The following is a 17,233-nucleotide window of genomic DNA, read 5'->3' on the forward strand; positions in this document are numbered from 1 at the left end:
CGCCGCGCATTCGTATGCCATTTGGAGTATTTCATGCCTGAGGTCATTTTCACCGGTCCGGCCGGCCGCCTGGAGGGCCGCTACCAGCCTTCCAAGGAGAAGAGCGCGCCGATTGCCATCGTGTTGCATCCGCACCCGCAATTCGGCGGCACGATGAACAACAAGATCGTCTATGACCTCTTCTACATGTTCCAGAAGCGCGATTTCACCACGCTTCGCTTCAACTTCCGCGGCATCGGCCGCAGCCAGGGCGAATTCGACCACGGCACCGGCGAATTGTCGGATGCCGCCGCAGCGCTCGACTGGGTGCAGTCGCTGCATCCGGATTCCAAGAGCTGCTGGGTGGCCGGTTATTCCTTCGGCTCCTGGATCGGCATGCAGCTTCTGATGCGCCGGCCCGAGATCGAGGGCTTCATCTCGATCGCGCCGCAGCCCAACACCTATGATTTCTCGTTCCTGGCGCCCTGCCCGTCATCGGGTCTGATCATCCATGGCGATGCCGACAAGGTGGCGCCGCCCAAGGATGTGCAGGGCCTGGTCGACAAGCTGCACACGCAAAAGGGCATCACCATCACGCAGAAGACCTTGCCAGGCGCCAACCACTTCTTCGCCAACGACGCCGATCTGCTGCTCGAGGAATGCGCCGACTATCTCGACCGACGGCTGGCCGGCGAATTGTCCGATCCGCGGCCGAAGCGGCTGCGCTAAGAGCAATTCCAGGAAAAGTGTAAACGGGTTTTCCGTCCGGAATTGCGTCAAAACAAAAACTCCCGGTCCGATGCCGTCACAGTCGTGCCCATCATGGGCGCGACAATGCCATTTCGGCTGATCCAAACGGTGAAGCCAGCCTGACATGTGGCGCGGCTCGGCTGAACGGTGCACAATGCCGGTTCAGCCAGCGCAAGAAGGCATGACCGATCATGTACCAGCCTCCCCATTTCCAGGAAACGCGGCCGGACGTCCTGCACGGGCTGATCCGGACGCATCCGCTGGGGTTGCTGATCTCCAACGGCACCGATGGCCCGGTCGCCAATGCCATTCCTTTCCTGCTTGATGCAGAGGTTGGGCCGAATGGCCGGCTGCGCGCCCATCTGGCCAGGGCCAACCCGCAATGGCGTCAGCTGGCCGACAATCCGACATCGCCGGTGCTGGTCGTCTTCCAGGGCGCCGACGCCTATGTGACGCCGTCCTGGTACGAGACCAAGCGCGAGACCGGCAAGGTCGTGCCGACCTGGAACTACGCCATTGTCCAGGTGCGAGGAACCGTCAGAGTGATCGAGGATTCCGCCTGGATCGCACAGCAGATCACCGAGCTGACGCTGTCGCAGGAAGGCGCCCGCGAGGCACCCTGGGCGGTGACCGATGCGCCGCCGACCTTCATCCAGTCGCAAATCAAGGGCATTGTCGGGCTTGAGATCGAGATCGCCGAAATCAGCGGCAAGTGGAAAGTCAGCCAGAACCGGCCTGTCGCCGACCGCGTCGGTGTCGCCGAAGGGCTGGAGAAGGACGCCGCCGGCGCGCCTGACATGGCTCGGCTGGTGCGGAGCTGGGGTGGCATCGACAGCTAGCTGGGGTGGTCTTAGATGGTTCCAAAGGCGTCAGCAATTCAGTTGCTTGCCGGCGCTGCTCCAATGCGGAAATTCGTCTTGTCTCGGCGCATCGTTTTGGTTTGGTTTGCGAGCCCGACGGAATAGGCGGAACGTAGTTTTTGCAACCGGCAACCCCGACGCCGTGTAGCGGAAGATACATCCCAGCCGGCCAAGCACCATCGCGCAGACGATGGCAACAGCACAGCCAAGGCCGAATCCGGCGACAGTGTCGCTCGGGTAGTGCGCGCCGATAAAGATCCGGGTCGATGCGACCGACAAGGTTGCTGCCAGCAGCACCCATCTGCGCTGGGGCAACAACAGCAGTGCAATGCCGAAAATGACGCCCATGGTCGTGGCATGGCCGGACGGGAAGCTGGCAAAGCGCGCCTCCAAGGAAAAAGGATGCAGCGACAGATCGCCGAGCTTGTCGAAATTCATCGGCCTGGCTCTGCCCACGCCATATTTCAGCACGTTGACGACCATGGCCGAGAGTGCGATCGAACCCAGCACCATGAAAGCAAAGCAGGTCCAGTTGTAGAAGGTCATCCGCGCGCGCCGGGAACGGCTGCGCCAATCCGTCAGATTCGCGGCAATCAGCACCAATACCGACGGGACAAGATACCAGCCGCCTAGGCCGAAGAAGGTAAAAAACTCGGCGATGCGGAAGACATTGGTCGAGCCTGAAGCCCACTCCCTCGCCATGGTCCCTGCAAGATGGTCGAAACGGAGCGACACCGCGATCGTCAGCAAAAGCCAGGCCACAACCCAGACCGACCACAGGATTTTCGGGTAGCGCGCCGGGCGCGTCGCCAGGCGATGCCGTACAATCCCGAAAGTATCGCGGAAATTAGCGACAGACTGCCGGAGCATGGCAGGCAAAGCGGCACGCGCCGGCGATGGCGACTTCATCAACATGCGGAGCTCGGCGCGATCATTGAAGAGCTATCAGTTCGCCACACGGTACAGGCCGAGCGACAATTTATCACCTGACGAATAGTTGATGCCGTCGATCTCGGCGACGCGGCTGGCCTTCTTGCCTTGCCCTGCCAGCAGGTCATCCAGCCGTTTTTCATCGCCGACCGGCGCCAGGCCCAGCGCGCAGGCCGGATCGCCAAGCAGATGTTGCGCAACCCCGTCGACATCGGTCAGTACCGTCTTTGTGCCCACCAGAAATACCAGGCTCGGTTCGTGATATTGCGCGGAGGCGAGCACGCTCATCTCACAGGGACGATCGGCGCGAACCGCAGCCTCGATTTCCCGGCTCATCCAAATCGGTTTCAGTGACGGCACGATGACACCGAACAGCAGGGCGTAGGTTATACCGGCGCAAACCGCAGCCCCGCCGATGCGGACCAGCGGCACCAGCGTCTGGCGCGAAACAGCGAGGTAGCCGGCGCCCAATGCTGCCGCGGCGGCCGGAACGCTCCACCATAAAAATGTCTTCATGAGATAGATCGGCGCACCGACGCAAAGCACGGCGAGACCGACTGTCACCAGAACGGTGCCGAATGCGGTCGCCCACCACAGCCATGTCTGCCAGCGCCTGAGCGGCGCATTTGCCTCTTGCGGCGTCAGCGTCAAAAGCCAGCCGATGAGCAGGGCCATGCCGGGATAGGCCGGCAGCACATAATGCGGCAGTTTCGTCGGGATCAATTCGAAGACGAGCCAGAACGGAACGTACCAGGCGAGGCAGAAACGCAGGCGCGGATCGTCGCGCAATCGGTTGAGCGCCTGCAGTCCGGCGCCGAGCGCCACAAGGCCGAACGGCCACATGAACAGGCAATAGGTCAGCACGTAGAAGCCCGGCGGAACGCCGTGCGACTCCTCGCCTTGCGCGACCTTGCCGAGCATATCCTTGCCGACGGCCTGCTGCAGGAAGGCGCCGTTGCTCTTCCAGGTGATGAGGGCGAGCCAAGGCAGCACGATCAACAGCACCAGAATCAGCCCACGCCCGGCTTTCAGCCTCGCCAGCCAGCGCCAGTCGCGCTCGAAAGCAACCAGCGTGAGCACCGTCAGCGCCGACAGCAGCGGTGCAATCGGCCCCTTGATGAGGATAGCCGCGCCCTGCGCAGCCCAGAAAATCCACGGCAGATGGCCGGCGACAGGCTCGTTGCGGCGCGATGCCAGATAAATCTGCGCCAGCGCGCCTTGCGCCAGAACGCAGCAGGCAAGCAGCATCGCGTCGGTCTTGGCGTCACGGCCTTCGAAGGCGGTGGCGAAAATCGCCGCCATGACCAGGCCGGCGGCAAGACCGGCATTGGCGCCGAACAGATTGGCCCCGGTCCAGGCGATTGCGACGACGGCGATGGCGATGCCCAGCGCCGAGATCAGCCGGTAAATCCAGATCGGCGCCTGTGCCCCCTCGCCGCTCAGCGTCACCGCCGCCGATTGCAGCCAGTAGATGCCGATCGGCTTTTGGTAGCGCGACGCGTCCTGGAAGCGGATGTCGACATAGTCGCCGGTCTCCGTCATCTGCTTGGTCGCCTGGACGAAGCGCGGCTCGTCGCGGTCGAGCGGCGGCAAAGAGGCCAGTCCCGACGCCGTCATCATCAGGCTGAACAGGAAGAGAAAGATGTAGTTCCTGCTCATTTCGAAACCGGACAGACTGGTCAACACCGGACAGACTGGATTTGGCGGGACTGGTGGCTCAGTCGACCTTGGTCATCGCCGCCTTGCGCTCATTGGCGATGAGCCATAAATTTCTGACATAGATCACCATGCCCATGGCCTGGCCGGCGATGAACACCGGATCCTCACGCTGGATGGCGTAGACGAGCAGCAGCCCGCCGCCGAACAGCGAGAAGAACCAGAAAGCGATCGGCACGACGCTGCGCTTGGCCTTTTCCGAAGCGATCCACTGCACCAGGAAGCGCATGGTGAAGAAGAACTGGGCAACGAAGCCGAGCAGAACCCAGGCGTCGAACTGCTTGACGAAAACCTGGTGCAGCCAGGTCGCCAATTCCTGAAACACGTTAGCCATGCGTGATTTCCTCTACCTTTGGCATTCTGCGGCGCCGGCGCCGAAGCCACCAGACGCCGGCGAGATCGAGCGCGCCCTGCAGGCCGCGATCGAAGATGCCGTAATTCGACTTGCCGTGGCGGCGGGAGCGGTCGACGACGTCGCAATGGACGACGCGGTAGCCTTCCTGGATGACAAGCGCCGGAACGAAACGATGCGTACCGTCGAAAAACGGCAGTTTGCGCAAGATATCGGTGTGGATCGCCTTCAGGCCGCAGCCGGTGTCGCGGGTGTCGTCATGCAGGATCGCGCCGCGCAGCCAGTTGGCGAAACGCGATGCCAATTGCTTGATCTTGCTGTCGCGGCGCTTCAACCGCTGCCCCTGCGCGGCGCCGAAATCGGGCCCTGCCCGACGCAGCGCATCGACCAGCACGGGGATATATTGCGGGTCGTTCTGGCCGTCGCCGTCGATGGTGGCGACGATCGAGCCGCGCGCCGCCCAAGCGCCCGAGCGCACCGAAAGCGACTGGCCGGCGGATTTTTCGTGCCGAAGCTGCCGAAGCGGAAACGGACGTGTGGCGGCTTCAGCGGCAAGCACCGAAGCGGTGTCGTCAGTCGAACCGTCATTGACGACGATGATTTCGAAGTCGCGCCCGGTCATCGCCGCCTCGATCTCGTCGATCAGCAGCGGCAGGTTCGCCGCCTCGTTGCGGCAGGGAATGACGATGGATATCAATGCGTCCGGCATATCGCGTCGGGCTCTGTCACAAGATATGGCATTCGGTGGATGCCGTGCGGTGCCGTTCCAGCGGATCGAACCCGTTGGCGCGGCGCCTCATTACGCCAGCCGACAGGATGAAGCAAGCATGCGCGGCAGTGCAGAATAGGCTCTCCATGCCGGCGCAAAATCGGAAACCACTTTTGCTTGACGCGCTTGGATGCTAAACGCCCGCGTTCAGGCCATGCCGGGCCGTTCGGACCCGGCGCTTTCAGGAAGAAACAATGCCCGCCTTCAAGTCCGATTTCCTGCGCGTCATGAGCGAGCGCGGCTTCATCCACCAGATTTCGGATGAGACCGGGCTGGATCAACTTTTCGCGAAGGAAACCGTGACCGCCTATGTCGGCTACGACGCCACGGCGACCAGCCTGCACATCGGCAATCTGATATCGGCGACCATGCTCTACTGGATGCAGGAGACCGGCCACCGGCCGATCGCACTGATGGGCGGCGGCACCTCGATGATCGGCGACCCGTCCTTCCGTGACGACCAGCGCAGCCTTTTGACGCCCGAGGCGATCGCCACCAACATCGAGGGCATCAAGCGAATTTTTGGCCGCATCCTGCGCTTCGGCGACACTGGCAACGACGCCATCATGGTCAACAATGCCGACTGGCTGATGAAGCTCAACTATGTCGAGTTCCTGCGCGATGTCGGCCGCCACTTTTCGGTCAACCGGATGCTGACCTTCGACAGCGTCAGGCTGCGGCTCGAGCGCGAACAGTCGCTGTCCTTCCTCGAATTCAACTACATGATCCTGCAAGGCTATGATTTCGTCGAGCTCAGCCGCCGCCACGACTGCCGGCTGCAGATGGGCGGTTCGGACCAGTGGGGCAACATCATCAACGGCGTCGATCTCGGCCACCGCATGGGCACGCCGCAGCTTTATGCGCTGACCACGCCGCTGCTGACGACATCGTCGGGCGCCAAGATGGGCAAATCGGCCAAGGGCGCGGTGTGGCTGAACGGCGACCTCTTCTCGCCCTATGATTTCTGGCAATACTGGCGCAACACCGAGGATGCCGACGTCGAGCGCTTCCTGAAGATCTTCACCCGGCTGCCGCTTTCGGAGATCGCGCGGTTGGCCGCCCTTGGCGGCTCGGAGATCAACGAGGCCAAGAAGGTGCTGGCCACAGAAACCACGGCCATCGTGCACGGCCGCGAGGCGGCGCTCGCGGCCGAGGAAACCGCGCGCAAGACGTTCGAGGAAGGCGTGACGGCCGAAACCCTGCCGAGCGTCGAGGTGGATGGCGCAGCGCTGGAAGCTGGCATCGGCATCCTGTCGCTGCTGGTCACCGCGGGCCTTGCCGGGTCGAACGGCGAGGCGCGCCGGCATATCCAGGGCGGCGCCGTGCGCCTCAACGACCAGCCGGTGGCGGACGACCGGCGGATGGTGACGCCTCAGGATTTGAGTCCGGAAAACGTCGCAAAGCTTTCAGTGGGCAAGAAAAAGCACGTGCTTGTGCGGCCTGCCTGAGCCGTCTTCTGGGATCCTCAGCGATACTCGAAGATCGACCGGAAAATGCCCGGCGCGATTACCGATAGCGGGTTGATGTCCAGCACCGGCTTGTTGGCGTTGCCCTTAAGCCGGTAGGTGACGCCGATCAGGCCTCGGTCGCGGCCGTTGCCGAGCAGAACGCCGACCAACGGCAACTCGCCGAAGATGCGGTTGAGGCCATAGGCCGGCATGAAGGTTCCGGTCATGTCCATATTGTTGTTCTGGTCGTAGAGCGTGCCTTGGAAGGTGGTGCCGATGCGCGGGCCGCGCAGCACGCCATTCGCCAATTTCAAATAGCCCGACCCCTTGTCGATCTCGGTAAAGCCGCGCTCGAACTTTACCCGCGATGTGTCGATCTTGCCCTTGACCGCTTCGTTCAGGCTGCGGCTGTCGCCGGCTGGCGTAGTCGATACGATGGACGCAAGCTTCGGTTCATTGACGATGAAGAAGTTGCTCGAATCGACCTGTCCCCGCATCGGGCCGTCGGCTGCGCCGCTGAGCGCCAGCGTGATCGATCCGCCTTCCATATGCTCGTAGATGTTGAGGAAGCGCAATATGGCGCCTGCGTCGGCCGACTTCATGGTGAGCGCGCGAGCACCATTGCCTGCCGTATTGCTGATGGTGATGGCGGCGCCGGAACTTGCCGCGGCGCTGACCTTGAGCCTGTTCACCCTGGAGCCGGCGGCACTGTAGTCGAGCTTCAAATTGGACAGGACCTCGTCATGGAACCCGCTTAGCGAATTGACGTCGGCGCTAACCGAAACCGCGTCCGTGCCGGTGGTTTTGGTGGCGGTATCGACATCGGAGGTGAACTGCTTGATCAGCGAGCGGGCATCGAGCGCGTTGCCGCTGACATCGACTGCGAAGCCCTTGCCCGACCGCTTCACCGTCACGGCGACATCGTCGCCCCGGTTCAAGGCGACTTTGCTGAAGCGGGCCGAAGACAGCGCGCCCTTGACCAGGACGACATCGCCTTCGACCGAAAAGCTCTTTCCGTCGAGGTCGAAGTCAGACAGCGTCGTGGTATCGCCGGACTTGCTCATGGTAAAAGTGGCATTGGCGGCAATGCCCGGCCCCTTGCTCCAGCCTGCCCAGGGAATGTCCAGCCTGGCGCTCGTCAGGTCAACGTCGACGTTCTGGCTGCCGCCTTCGCCGCTCTTGTCGATTGCCACCTTGATGGTGCCGGAAATCAGCGGCGACAGGCCAGGCATGGCGATGGCGCGCGTCTTGTCGTCGAGCACAAGCGCCACCTTGCGGCTGCGCGGCGGCCCGCCATCCCTGAGCGGCTCAACCAGATCGAGCTCGGCTGGAATGCCGTTCAGCCGCGCCTTGGCAGAGATCACCGCCTTGTCAGGCCCGACTTCGATCGATCCGTCGGCATCGGTCACCATCTGGCCTTCGAACGGCTTGGCGAGCGACAGGTCCTTGTAGTCGAGCGATACCAGCCAATCGAGCTTCGACGTGTCGACGCCGGATTGCAACGGAATGTCGGCCTTGACGTGGCCGGTCACCGTGCCCGACAGGTCGTCCGGCAAGATGCCGACATGGCGCATGGCGTTGATCGGTTCGTAGGAGGCAAGTTCGGCGATGGCCGGCGCCTCACCGGCGACGTCGATGTCGAGCGCGCCGATCACCGGCGGGTGGTTTGCCGCCTTTACCGACAGTGTGCCATTGCTTGCCGCCACGGTGCGGCCGCTCGGCATATAGACGCTGCCCGACGACAGCGCGACGTCGACATCGTTGCCGTGGAAGGAAACGACGCCGACGGCATCGCGTATCGGCGGGATGCGGCCGGCGGTGTCGAAACGCGAGCCCTCGACCTGGAAGCGGCCGAACACCTCGTCGGCCGAAAGCGGCACGCCGTTGCCGAGACGCCCCGGCACGACCTGGAACTGCAGGCTGGCATCGACGACGCGGCCGCCAAACAGGTTCTGCAGCACCCACAGCCGCGCGTTCTTGGCCGAGAACCAGGGCCACAATTGCTTGACGTGCGAGACCGCCATGTCGTGGACGTTGAGCGACACCGAGATACCCGGCGGTCCGTTGTCGATGAAGGAAACCGCAGCGGTTCCCAGCACTTCGCTCCCCGATCCCGACCTGATGCCGATCTGGTCGGCGACAAGCTTGCGGCTCTTGATCTGATAGACGCCGGCGATGCGGGCGAAGAAATTTAGCGCCGGCTCGGGCGATTCCGAAGGCGCCAGCGTCGAGCCGTCGCTGGTCATGTCGTAACGATAGGAAGGCTCCTCGCCGGCCGCGCCGGTCGACGGCTTTGGCCCGATCGAGCCGGCGAAATTGAACGCCGAGCGCCCGGTCTTTAGAACCAGCCTGCCGACATCGATCTTGTTGGAGCCGGAGACAAGGGCGGCGTCGACATCGACATCGGCCGGCAACAGCCCGCGTGTGCCGAGGTCGAGCACCGAGCCGGTTAGCGACAGCGAGCCCGTCAGCCGCGAATCGGTCTCGCCCGAGCCTTCGGATCCCGTGAGCTTCAAAGCCATCGCGCCGGTTCGCCCGCCGGCCGCCGGCGTTGTCTCCGCGACATCCGCCATGTCGATGGCGGCGTTCAAGGCGGTAACGCGCATCGAGCTCGTATCGCGGGTGGCGGTGGCCGTGACGGTGAGCGCGCGGCCATCGACATCCGCCTCGGACGAGAACTCCATGCTGCCGGGGCCTGACTGCAGCACCGTGGCGTTGGCGATCGTGACCAGCTTGACCGATCCGGCCTCGGGCAGCTCGAACGCGACATTTTTGAGATCGATGCGGCGCATCGAATCCTCGCGCACGGCATCGAGTGCACGATTGACGTCACTGAAGACGACGGCGGCCAGTTTTTCCGGATCGATGAGACCGTCTTGATTGCGCAGGCGCGCTATCCAGTCACCACCCGACGGCATTGCCGCGGTGACGATATGGGCGTCGGAAATCCTGGCGCTGGTCAGCCGAACCTCGCCCGAAAGCAGCGGGACCAGCCGGATGCCGAAGCGGACGCGCCCGGCATCGGCCATCGGCTTGCCGTCGGCCGTCTCGACGCTGACATCCTTGACCTGCAGCGCAATGAAGCTCGATCCGTCAAGTGTCAGGCTGGCAGGACCGACGGCGACTTTGACGTCGAAACCGGCCAGTTTCTCGATCGCCGTTTCGGCTTCCAACCGCAGCCGTTCGCTGCCGATGCCGGTGGCGCCGATGACGTAGACGGCGGCCGCCGCCAGCAGCACAAGGGCTCCAATGCCGGCAAACAGCCGGGCAAGGATGCGAAAGCCGCGGCCGATCCGTGCCTTGCCGAGCGGCGGCACGCGGCAAGCGGACGGGAAAGCCCCCAGGTCGGTGATCTCGTCACGCCTGAACCGGATTTTCTCGTGCTGCGGTTCTTCCTGATCCACGCAATTTTCCGTTGTGCGAATTCGATCGTGGACGAATCCCCGCCCGACACTATAACGACGCAGGCTAGAGCATGATGCCGAAAAGTGTGAGGCGGTTTTCTCGGACAAACGGTTTCCGTTTGTCCAGACATCATGCTCTATCTCTTTGATTTAGGGCCGCGTAACCTCAAACAAGGGCATCGATATGGCTGATCTCGACGTTGGCGACGTTGCGCCGCAATTCGATCTTCCGCGCGACGGCGGCGGCTCGATCAGCCTTGCCTCGATGCGGGGGAAGCCCGTTGTACTTTATTTCTATCCGCAGGACGACACCACAAGTTGTACCAATGAGGCGATCAGCTTTTCGCAGCTGAAGCCGGAGTTCGAAAAGGCCGGCGCCGTGGTGATCGGCCTGTCGCCGGACAGCGTGAAGAAGCACGACAAGTTCAAAACCAAATACGATCTCACCGTCGACCTGGTTGCCGACGAGGAGCGCAAGGTGATCGAGGCTTACAATCTGTGGGTCGAAAAGACGATGTATGGCCGCAACTATATGGGCGTCGAGCGGGCGACGTTCCTGATCGGCAAGGACGGGCGGATCGCCGGGATCTGGCGCAAGGTCCGGGTGAAAGGCCATGCCGAAGCAGTGCTGGAGGCGGTCCGCGCGCTCTGAGGCGCCACCGATCTGGCCAACGCCGCGCAGTGCATTAGGGGCATAAGACATATATGCGGTTGGCTGACACCGTTGGTCACTAGCGCGCCCGCGACGGCAAAACTTTGTTAACCCTAATAATGTGTAATCGGGCTTCGTTGGTGTCGTAACGAAAGCTTGGTCCCGTGAACCTAACCGGTCAGTCAGCGGTCTTCGGCAGGCGCAAGGAGCCGCATACGGTCATCATTGCGCGGGGCAATGAAATACGGCATTTCACCATCCGGCCGTGGCTCGTCGCCTTTCTCGGCTCGGCACTGGCGGCGATCGCCATCGGCTATCTCTTGGCGACCTCCTATCTCGTACTGCGCGACGATCTGATCGGCGCCACCACGGCCCGGCAGGCGCGCATGCAGCAGGCCTATGAAGATCGCATTTCCGCATTGCGCGCGCAGGTCGACCGCATCACCAGCCGCCAGCTTCTCGACCAAAAACTGATGGAAACCAAGGTCAGCGAATTGATCGAGCGGCAGAGCCAGCTCAGCCAGCGCCATGGCCGCCTCGGCCCGATTCTCGAGCGGGCCGAAAACGAAGTCGGGACGCCGCCAACCGCTGATGCCGCAGCGACAACAAAACCCGACGAACATGCCGAACTGACTGGCGGCGAGCCACTCGCCTATTCGGTCGCCAGCCTTGGTTCGGGCGACACCAGGCCATTCTCGCTGTGGTCGACACGTTCCGATCCGCTGCCCAGCGAAACGGCTGCGGACCGCGCCGACAAATTGTTCGTCTCGATCAATGATTCACTGAAGGCTATCGAGAGCCAGCAACTCACCCGCATCGAAACCCTGGCCGACAACGCCTACAAGAACGCCGATGCCATCACCCAGGCGCTGGAAGCGGCCGGTCTGCCGGTCGACAGCGATTTCGGCAAAAACGAAAGCGATGTCGGCGGACCGCTGATCCCGCTTGACAGCTCGATGATGTTCGACAGCAAGGTCAAGGAACTGGACGAGGCGCTGGATACGCTCGACGAGTTGAAGAAAGAGGCGCGGCGGCTGCCGCTCGCCAACCCGGCGCCGGGCCACTCCGTCACCAGCCCGTTCGGCGTACGCACTGACCCCATCCTCGGCACCGCTGCCCTGCACTCGGGCATGGATTTCCGCGCGCCGGTCGGCATGGCAGCCAAGGTCACGGCGGCCGGAATCGTTACCAAGGCCGGCTGGAACGGCGGCTATGGCCGCATGGTCGAGGTCGATCACGGCAACGGCTTTGCCACGCGCTACGGCCATCTGAGCGAGATCGACGTTGCCGTCGGCCAAAAACTCGCCGCCGGCGACATCATTGGCAAAACCGGCAGCAGCGGCCGTTCGACCGGCCCGCACCTGCACTACGAGGTCCGCCACAATGGCGAGGCCATCGACCCGCTGCGCTTCCTGACCGTCGGCAAGAAGGTCGAGCAGTATCTGTAGGGTCAAGCCAGGCGGCTGGTTGCACGCCCCCGCCTCCTTCACCCGTTGTACCATCCTGTTGTTTGGCAATCCGACATCGCGTGCTCCGGCGTCGTGATCGTTGACTCACGCCCTGCGGCGTGAAGTTTCTGCAAGCTGGAAACCCTCTGAGGCACGCGCCCAGAAGTGTTTTGGAGCCTGCGGCTGCCGCGCGCTTTGCCGATGCTGTTCTCATCGCTGAGGATTGCCTCGGCCACCGCCGTGATCGGCGCCATTGTCGGCGAATGGATCGGCTCCGACCAAGGACTTGGCGTGCTGATCATCCAGGCGTCCTTCAACTACCAGTCGGACCGCCTCTACGCGGCGATCGTGCTGTCATCGGGCCTGTCGATCGTCCTGTTTTGTCTTGTGGTGCTGATCGAGCGCCGGACGATCCAATATTGAGCAGATGCGTCAGGCGGGTCGCGGTGGCGTCCGTCGTGGCTGACCGGTCAGGATTTGACATGGATGTCTCGCGGGAATTTGGTTAGCGTCTCATGGCCGGTCTCGGTCACCAGAATGGTCTCGCTGATCTCGATGCCCCAGCCATCCATCCACATGCCAAGAATGGAGTGCACGACATTGCCGGGTTGCAGCGCGGTCTTGTCGCCGGGCCGCAGGCTGATCGTGTGCTCGCCCCAATCCGGGGGATAGGCGACGCCAATGGAGTAGCCGATGCGCGATTCCTTCTTCAGCCCGTAGCGCTGGATAACCTTGCGCCATGCGGCCTCGACCGCTTCGGCTGTGGTCCCCGGCCTGACCGCGTCGAGCACCGCATCCATGCCTTCGATCACCGCCTTTGCGGTGTCGGCGACACGGGCCGGCGTCTTGCCGAGCTGCATCGTTCGGGCGAGGCCTGCGGCATATCGGCGGCAAACGCCGGCGAGTTCGAGCGCGATCGCCTCGTCCTTGCCGAACCTCCGGTCGCTCCACATGATGTGCGGAGCCGATGCATTCTCGCCGCCGAGGATGGTCGGCGGCAGTGCCGTGATGTCGCCGGCGAAGTCCGCGCTGCCGGCGATCTGCGTCGCCTGGATCGCGGCAATCGCATCGCACTCGCGCACACCTGGCGCAATGACTTCGAAGGCCCGCGCAACAGCTGCTTCAGCCAAGGTCGACGCCTTGCGCAGGTAGGCGATTTCCGGCGCGGATTTCACGGCGCGGATCCAGTTCACCAGGAGATCGGCGTCGTGCCATTTCGCATTGGGCAGGCCGGCGACCAGCCGGGCATGCGCCTTCGGCGAGAAATAATAGGCTTCGAGCTCGACGCCGATATGTCTCGCGCCCCAGCCCTTGGCGACGATCCAGGCCGCTATCCAGTCCATCGGATGGCGATCGGCGCGCTGGACATGGTCCTCGGGAAAACCGACAACATTCTCCGGCTTCATCCAGGCCGTCAGCAAGCCGCCTGCCGCATCCATGGCGCGGCCGATCCAGACCGGCTCGGCCTCGTGTTCGATCGGGACCAGCACGACCTGCGGCGTGTAGAACGACCAGCCGTCATAGCCGGTGATGTAATGCTGGTTGGCGACATCGTTGACGACCAGCAGTTCGAGCCCACGCGCCGCCATCTCGGCGCGGATCTTCTGGAGCCGCCGCTGGTACTCATCGCGCGCAAAAGGCAATTCGATCATCGGTTTTCCTGCTGGATTGTTGGCCGGCGAGCCCCACGCCCGCCTGACGTCATTCACCATTGCGGTGGTTTCAGCCCGGCTGCAATCAGCCAGCGCGACGAATGGGACAGGTCCTGCACCGCGCCCGGGAACCGTCGCGAATTATTTTTGAATTCCATTTGACTGAATAAATTGCCTGTGCAAGTCTTGGCCTTCCTAAGGGGCGCGGGACATGGCACTGCGGGGGACCAATCAGGAGTTCGGGCGGCCTTACAACCGGCGCATCGTCCTGGAGTCCATCCGCCTTCACGGTCCCATAGCTCGCGGCGACATTGCCAGCCGGGTCGGCCTCACCGTCCAGACCGTATCGACCATCGTTCGCGAACTCGAAGAGCATGGCTATGTGCTGTCGCTGCGCGAAGAGCCGCGCGGACGCGGGTTGCCGCCGGCGACGCTCAGGATCAACCCCGAGGGCGGCTACGCCGTCGGCGTCCACCTCACCCCGCTGGGGATCGACGCGGCGCTCATCAATCTCAGCGGCGATGTCATCGAGAGCATGCATCGCGAGGCGCCGCATGCGACGCCCGACCATGCCTTCGAGCTGATCGGCGCGATGGTGCCCGAGTTGACTGCGCTGCGGCCCGGCGGGCGCGTGCTCGGCATCGGCATGGCGCTGCCTGGACCGTTCGGCGTGGAGTCGATGAGCTTCGTCGGCCCGACGACCATGGCCGGCTGGAAGGATGTCGCGCTGCCGGAACGGCTGGCGGCGTCGACCGGGCTGCCGGCCTTCTTCGAAACCGACATGGCGGCGGCGGCCATGGGCGAACGGCTTTACGGTCTCGGCTCCGGTTATTCCGAATACTACTACCTCTATTTCGGCGTCGGCCTCGGCGGCGTCATCGTACATGACGGCGCGGTGATGCGCGGCGCCTGGGGCAATGCCGGCGAAATCGGACACATCCCTGCCGTTCCGGGCGGCGAGCCTTGCCCATGCGGCAACAGCGGCTGCCTCGAACGGTATCTCTCGCTCGAAGCACGTCGCCGCCGCAACATCAGCGACGCCGCCTGGGTGGCCGAGATCGCGCCGATCTTCCGCAACGCCATCGTCACCATCGAGAATGTGTTCGACCCGGAAACCGTCATCCTCGGCGGGCTTGCGCCCACCGACCTGCTCGAAAAGCTGGTCGGCGCGGCGGGACAGCTTCCCAATTCGGTCTCGGCGCGGCGCGACCGCAAGACACCGCGCGTGACGGTGGCGACCGGCGGCAAGCATTCGGTGCTGCGCGGCGCTGCCGCATTGGCCGTTTCGGGCGTGCTGTCGCCGCGCTTCGGCCAGATGTTCATTGCCGAGCGCGAGCGCCGGTCCGACCTCATGCACAGCAAGGGAGTGGCGGCATGACCGAACCGCTGCTGGTACTCGAAAACGTCACCAAGAATTACGGCGCCATCCATGCGCTGAGGGGCATCAGCTTCTCGATCGGCAAGGGCGAAGTCGTGGCGCTGCTCGGTGACAACGGCGCCGGCAAGTCGACGCTGGTCAAGATCATTGCCGGCGGCCTCGAGCCGAGCTCCGGCCGCATGCTGTTCGAAGGCAAGGAGTTTCTGGCGAAGACGCCGGCCGAGGCCAAGGCTGCCGGCATCGAGACCGTCTACCAGGACCTGTCGCTCTGCACCAATGTCGACGTCGTCGCCAATTTCTTCATGGGCCGCGAAATCACCCGCAAGGTTCTCGGTGTCCCCATCCTCGACGAGCGCGCCATGGAGGCCGTCGTCGGCAAGGCGCTGGCCAGTGCCGGCACCCGCATCCCGTCGCTGCGCACCAATGTCGAGCATCTCTCGGGCGGCCAACGCCAGGCCATCGAGCTCAACCGCTTCGTCCATTGGGGCGGCAAGCTGGTGCTGCTTGACGAGCCGTTCGCGGCCCTCGGCGTCGAGCAGACGCGGCGCGGTCTCGAGATGATCCGCCAGGTGGCCAACCAGGGCATCGGCGTCGTCATCATCACCCACATCATGCAACAGGCCTTCCAGGTCGCCGACCGGATCGTGGTGATCCGGCAAGGCGTCGTGGCCGGCGATGTCGCACGCAACAAAACAAGTCCCGATGCGGTGATCAACATGATCACCGGTGAGACGCTTGCCGGTGCCGGACCGGCAGGTTGAGGGACAAAAGAGGGGTCCGGTATAAAAGAGGAGCGAACGACATGAAGCGAATACTGGTTCTTGTCTTCGGTATCCTGGCACTGGCTCTTGCCTCGCTCACGCCGGCAATGTCCCAGACCAAGGGAACCGTCTATTATATGGTCCCGACCCTGCTCGATGAATTCCAGACCGGCTCGGTGAGCGCGCTGGAGCTGTTCCTCAAGCAGGTCGGCTATGAGGTGAAAACACTCAACGCCGACAACAAGACCGACGCGCAGCAATCGCAGATGAACGACGTCATTGCGCTGAAGCCGGCGGCGATCATCCTGGCCGCCGTCGATTTCAACGCGCTGAAGCCGTCCATCGAAGCGGCGCGTGCAGCCGGCATCCCGGTGGCCGAGTTCGACCGCCAGATCACCTCGACCCCGTCCGATTTCACCTCGGTGGCGGGCACGGTCGAGATCGGCTACGTCGCCGCCGAGCAGGCGCAAAAGCTTCTGACCGCCAAGAACGGTTCTGTGAAGGGCAAGATCCTGCAGGTGCTCGGCGATCCCGGCGATCCCTACACGCTCGACATCCAGAAGGGTTTCGAGGAGAAGTTGAAGGCGTTTCCTGACGTCAAGATCATCTCGCTGCCGGCCATGCAATGGGAAGCCAGCAACGCCGGCACGATCGTTGCCGACCAGATGCTCGCCAACCCCGACATCGACCTGATCTTCAGCCATGCCGCGCACCTGTCGGTCGCAGCCGTCGCCTCGCTCGAGGCCGCCGGCAAGAAGCCGGGCGACGTCATGCTGATGAGCTCGAACGGCGCTCCGGTCGGTCTCGACCTGATCCGCAAGGGCTGGCTCAATGTCGAAGTCGAGCAGCCGCTCTACGCGCAGGCCGCGGCCGTGGCGATGTTCATGGACAAGATCGCCGGCAAGCAGGAAATCAAGCCTGGCGAGTATGACGTGCTCGGCTTGAAGTCGACCGTGACCAAGGAGAGCTGGGGCCCCAACATCAAGATCCCGGGCGCCGCCATCACCAAGGAAAACGTCGACAATCCGGCCTTCTGGGGCAACCAGAAGCCGCCGACGGACACGATCAAGTCTGTCGAATAGTCGCCTAGCGAAGCGCTCCGGGCCATTGCGGCCCGGAGCCTGCCCATTCACG

14 protein-coding genes and 1 pseudogene are annotated in these 17,233 nt (G+C 63.4%); 9 read left to right on the forward strand and 6 right to left on the reverse strand.

Features of this window, described 5'->3' with window-relative positions; translation table 11 throughout:
• The first annotated feature begins 33 nt into the window (after positions 1 to 33).
• Together NKJ64_RS08975 and NKJ64_RS08980 are read left to right on the forward strand one after the other, a co-directional pair.
• Positions 34 to 708 (forward strand): alpha/beta hydrolase, encoded by a 675-nt coding sequence (locus NKJ64_RS08975; RefSeq protein ID WP_023669128.1) that lies wholly within the window; start codon positions 34 to 36, stop codon positions 706 to 708.
• A gap of 212 nt (positions 709 to 920) precedes the next feature.
• Complete coding sequence (locus NKJ64_RS08980) at positions 921 to 1,568, forward strand: FMN-binding negative transcriptional regulator (RefSeq protein WP_023700865.1); 648 nt, start codon at positions 921 to 923, stop codon at positions 1,566 to 1,568.
• Between the two features lie 30 nt (positions 1,569 to 1,598).
• Here the strand turns inward: NKJ64_RS08980 and NKJ64_RS08985 are convergent, their stop codons facing one another.
• Genes NKJ64_RS08985 through NKJ64_RS09000 form a run of 4 tightly spaced genes read right to left on the reverse strand, consistent with a single transcriptional unit; the run spans position 1,599 to position 5,296 of the window.
• Entirely contained in the window at positions 1,599 to 2,504 is a 906-nt protein-coding gene (locus tag NKJ64_RS08985; RefSeq protein WP_352462392.1) for a phosphatase PAP2 family protein, read from the reverse strand.
• A 30-nt stretch (positions 2,505 to 2,534) separates the two neighbouring features.
• Positions 2,535 to 4,178, reverse strand: coding sequence for an ArnT family glycosyltransferase (locus NKJ64_RS08990; protein WP_023819423.1), 1,644 nt, complete (start codon positions 4,176 to 4,178; stop codon positions 2,535 to 2,537).
• 58 nt (positions 4,179 to 4,236) lie between these two features.
• Positions 4,237 to 4,569 (reverse strand): lipid-A-disaccharide synthase N-terminal domain-containing protein, encoded by a 333-nt coding sequence (locus NKJ64_RS08995; protein ID WP_023669132.1) that lies wholly within the window; start codon positions 4,567 to 4,569, stop codon positions 4,237 to 4,239.
• Complete coding sequence (locus NKJ64_RS09000; RefSeq protein ID WP_023669133.1) at positions 4,562 to 5,296, reverse strand: glycosyltransferase family 2 protein; 735 nt, start codon at positions 5,294 to 5,296, stop codon at positions 4,562 to 4,564. The genes NKJ64_RS08995 and NKJ64_RS09000 overlap by 8 nt, the downstream gene beginning before the upstream one ends.
• A gap of 254 nt (positions 5,297 to 5,550) precedes the next feature.
• Here NKJ64_RS09000 and tyrS point away from each other — a divergent pair, with 254 nt between their 5' ends.
• Complete coding sequence (tyrS, locus tag NKJ64_RS09005; protein WP_023669134.1) at positions 5,551 to 6,804, forward strand: tyrosine--tRNA ligase; 1,254 nt, start codon at positions 5,551 to 5,553, stop codon at positions 6,802 to 6,804.
• A gap of 17 nt (positions 6,805 to 6,821) precedes the next feature.
• Here tyrS and NKJ64_RS09010 read toward each other — a convergent pair whose 3' ends face one another.
• Positions 6,822 to 10,208 (reverse strand): YhdP family protein, encoded by a 3,387-nt coding sequence (locus NKJ64_RS09010; RefSeq protein WP_352462394.1) that lies wholly within the window; start codon positions 10,206 to 10,208, stop codon positions 6,822 to 6,824.
• 184 nt (positions 10,209 to 10,392) lie between these two features.
• Here NKJ64_RS09010 and NKJ64_RS09015 point away from each other — a divergent pair, with 184 nt between their 5' ends.
• The 3 genes and pseudogenes from NKJ64_RS09015 to NKJ64_RS09025 form a co-directional block, all read left to right on the forward strand.
• Positions 10,393 to 10,860 carry a peroxiredoxin gene (locus tag NKJ64_RS09015; RefSeq protein WP_023706427.1) on the forward strand — a complete coding sequence of 156 codons (468 nt, stop codon included), beginning with the start codon at positions 10,393 to 10,395 and terminating at the stop codon, positions 10,858 to 10,860.
• 164 nt (positions 10,861 to 11,024) lie between these two features.
• Positions 11,025 to 12,308, forward strand: coding sequence for a M23 family metallopeptidase (locus NKJ64_RS09020; RefSeq protein ID WP_352462395.1), 1,284 nt, complete (start codon positions 11,025 to 11,027; stop codon positions 12,306 to 12,308).
• Between the two features lie 156 nt (positions 12,309 to 12,464).
• Positions 12,465 to 12,731: pseudogene (locus tag NKJ64_RS09025) on the forward strand (ABC transporter permease); the annotation flags it as partial.
• Between the two features lie 47 nt (positions 12,732 to 12,778).
• Here NKJ64_RS09025 and NKJ64_RS09030 read toward each other — a convergent pair.
• A complete protein-coding gene (locus NKJ64_RS09030; RefSeq protein WP_352462396.1) occupies positions 12,779 to 13,960 on the reverse strand; it encodes a M24 family metallopeptidase in 1,182 nt (393 codons plus the stop codon).
• 211 nt (positions 13,961 to 14,171) lie between these two features.
• Between NKJ64_RS09030 and NKJ64_RS09035 the strand changes: the two genes are divergently transcribed.
• From NKJ64_RS09035 to NKJ64_RS09045, 3 genes are read left to right on the forward strand one after another with little or no spacing between them, the layout of a single operon-like run.
• A complete protein-coding gene (locus NKJ64_RS09035; protein WP_023697545.1) occupies positions 14,172 to 15,338 on the forward strand; it encodes an ROK family transcriptional regulator in 1,167 nt (388 codons plus the stop codon).
• A complete protein-coding gene (locus NKJ64_RS09040) occupies positions 15,335 to 16,099 on the forward strand; it encodes an ATP-binding cassette domain-containing protein (protein ID WP_023669142.1) in 765 nt (254 codons plus the stop codon). Before NKJ64_RS09035 ends, NKJ64_RS09040 begins: the two co-directional genes overlap by 4 nt.
• Before the next feature lie 41 nt (positions 16,100 to 16,140).
• Entirely contained in the window at positions 16,141 to 17,181 is a 1,041-nt protein-coding gene (locus NKJ64_RS09045) for a sugar ABC transporter substrate-binding protein (protein WP_352462397.1), read from the forward strand.
• The last annotated feature ends 52 nt before the right edge of the window (positions 17,182 to 17,233 follow it).

The organism is Mesorhizobium sp. M0062, assembly GCF_040323125.1.
In the GTDB taxonomy this organism is placed as follows: domain Bacteria; phylum Pseudomonadota; class Alphaproteobacteria; order Rhizobiales; family Rhizobiaceae; genus Mesorhizobium.

Bases quoted from the DNA above. Each gene is read 5' to 3' on its own strand.
- NKJ64_RS08985 (WP_352462392.1), bottom strand. From the start codon at position 2,504: ATGTTGATGAAGTCGCCATCGCCGGCGCGTGCCGCTTTGCCTGCCATG.
- NKJ64_RS08975 (WP_023669128.1), top strand. From the start codon at position 34: ATGCCTGAGGTCATTTTCACCGGTCCGGCCGGCCGCCTGGAGGGCCGC.
- tyrS (WP_023669134.1), top strand. From the start codon at position 5,551: ATGCCCGCCTTCAAGTCCGATTTCCTGCGCGTCATGAGCGAGCGCGGC.
- NKJ64_RS08995 (WP_023669132.1), bottom strand. From the start codon at position 4,569: ATGGCTAACGTGTTTCAGGAATTGGCGACCTGGCTGCACCAGGTTTTC.
- NKJ64_RS09035 (WP_023697545.1), top strand. From the start codon at position 14,172: ATGGCACTGCGGGGGACCAATCAGGAGTTCGGGCGGCCTTACAACCGG.
- NKJ64_RS09040 (WP_023669142.1), top strand. From the start codon at position 15,335: ATGACCGAACCGCTGCTGGTACTCGAAAACGTCACCAAGAATTACGGC.
- NKJ64_RS09045 (WP_352462397.1), top strand. From the start codon at position 16,141: ATGAAGCGAATACTGGTTCTTGTCTTCGGTATCCTGGCACTGGCTCTT.
- NKJ64_RS09000 (WP_023669133.1), bottom strand. From the start codon at position 5,296: ATGCCGGACGCATTGATATCCATCGTCATTCCCTGCCGCAACGAGGCG.
- NKJ64_RS09015 (WP_023706427.1), top strand. From the start codon at position 10,393: ATGGCTGATCTCGACGTTGGCGACGTTGCGCCGCAATTCGATCTTCCG.
- NKJ64_RS08990 (WP_023819423.1), bottom strand. From the start codon at position 4,178: ATGAGCAGGAACTACATCTTTCTCTTCCTGTTCAGCCTGATGATGACG.
- NKJ64_RS09030 (WP_352462396.1), bottom strand. From the start codon at position 13,960: ATGATCGAATTGCCTTTTGCGCGCGATGAGTACCAGCGGCGGCTCCAG.
- NKJ64_RS08980 (WP_023700865.1), top strand. From the start codon at position 921: ATGTACCAGCCTCCCCATTTCCAGGAAACGCGGCCGGACGTCCTGCAC.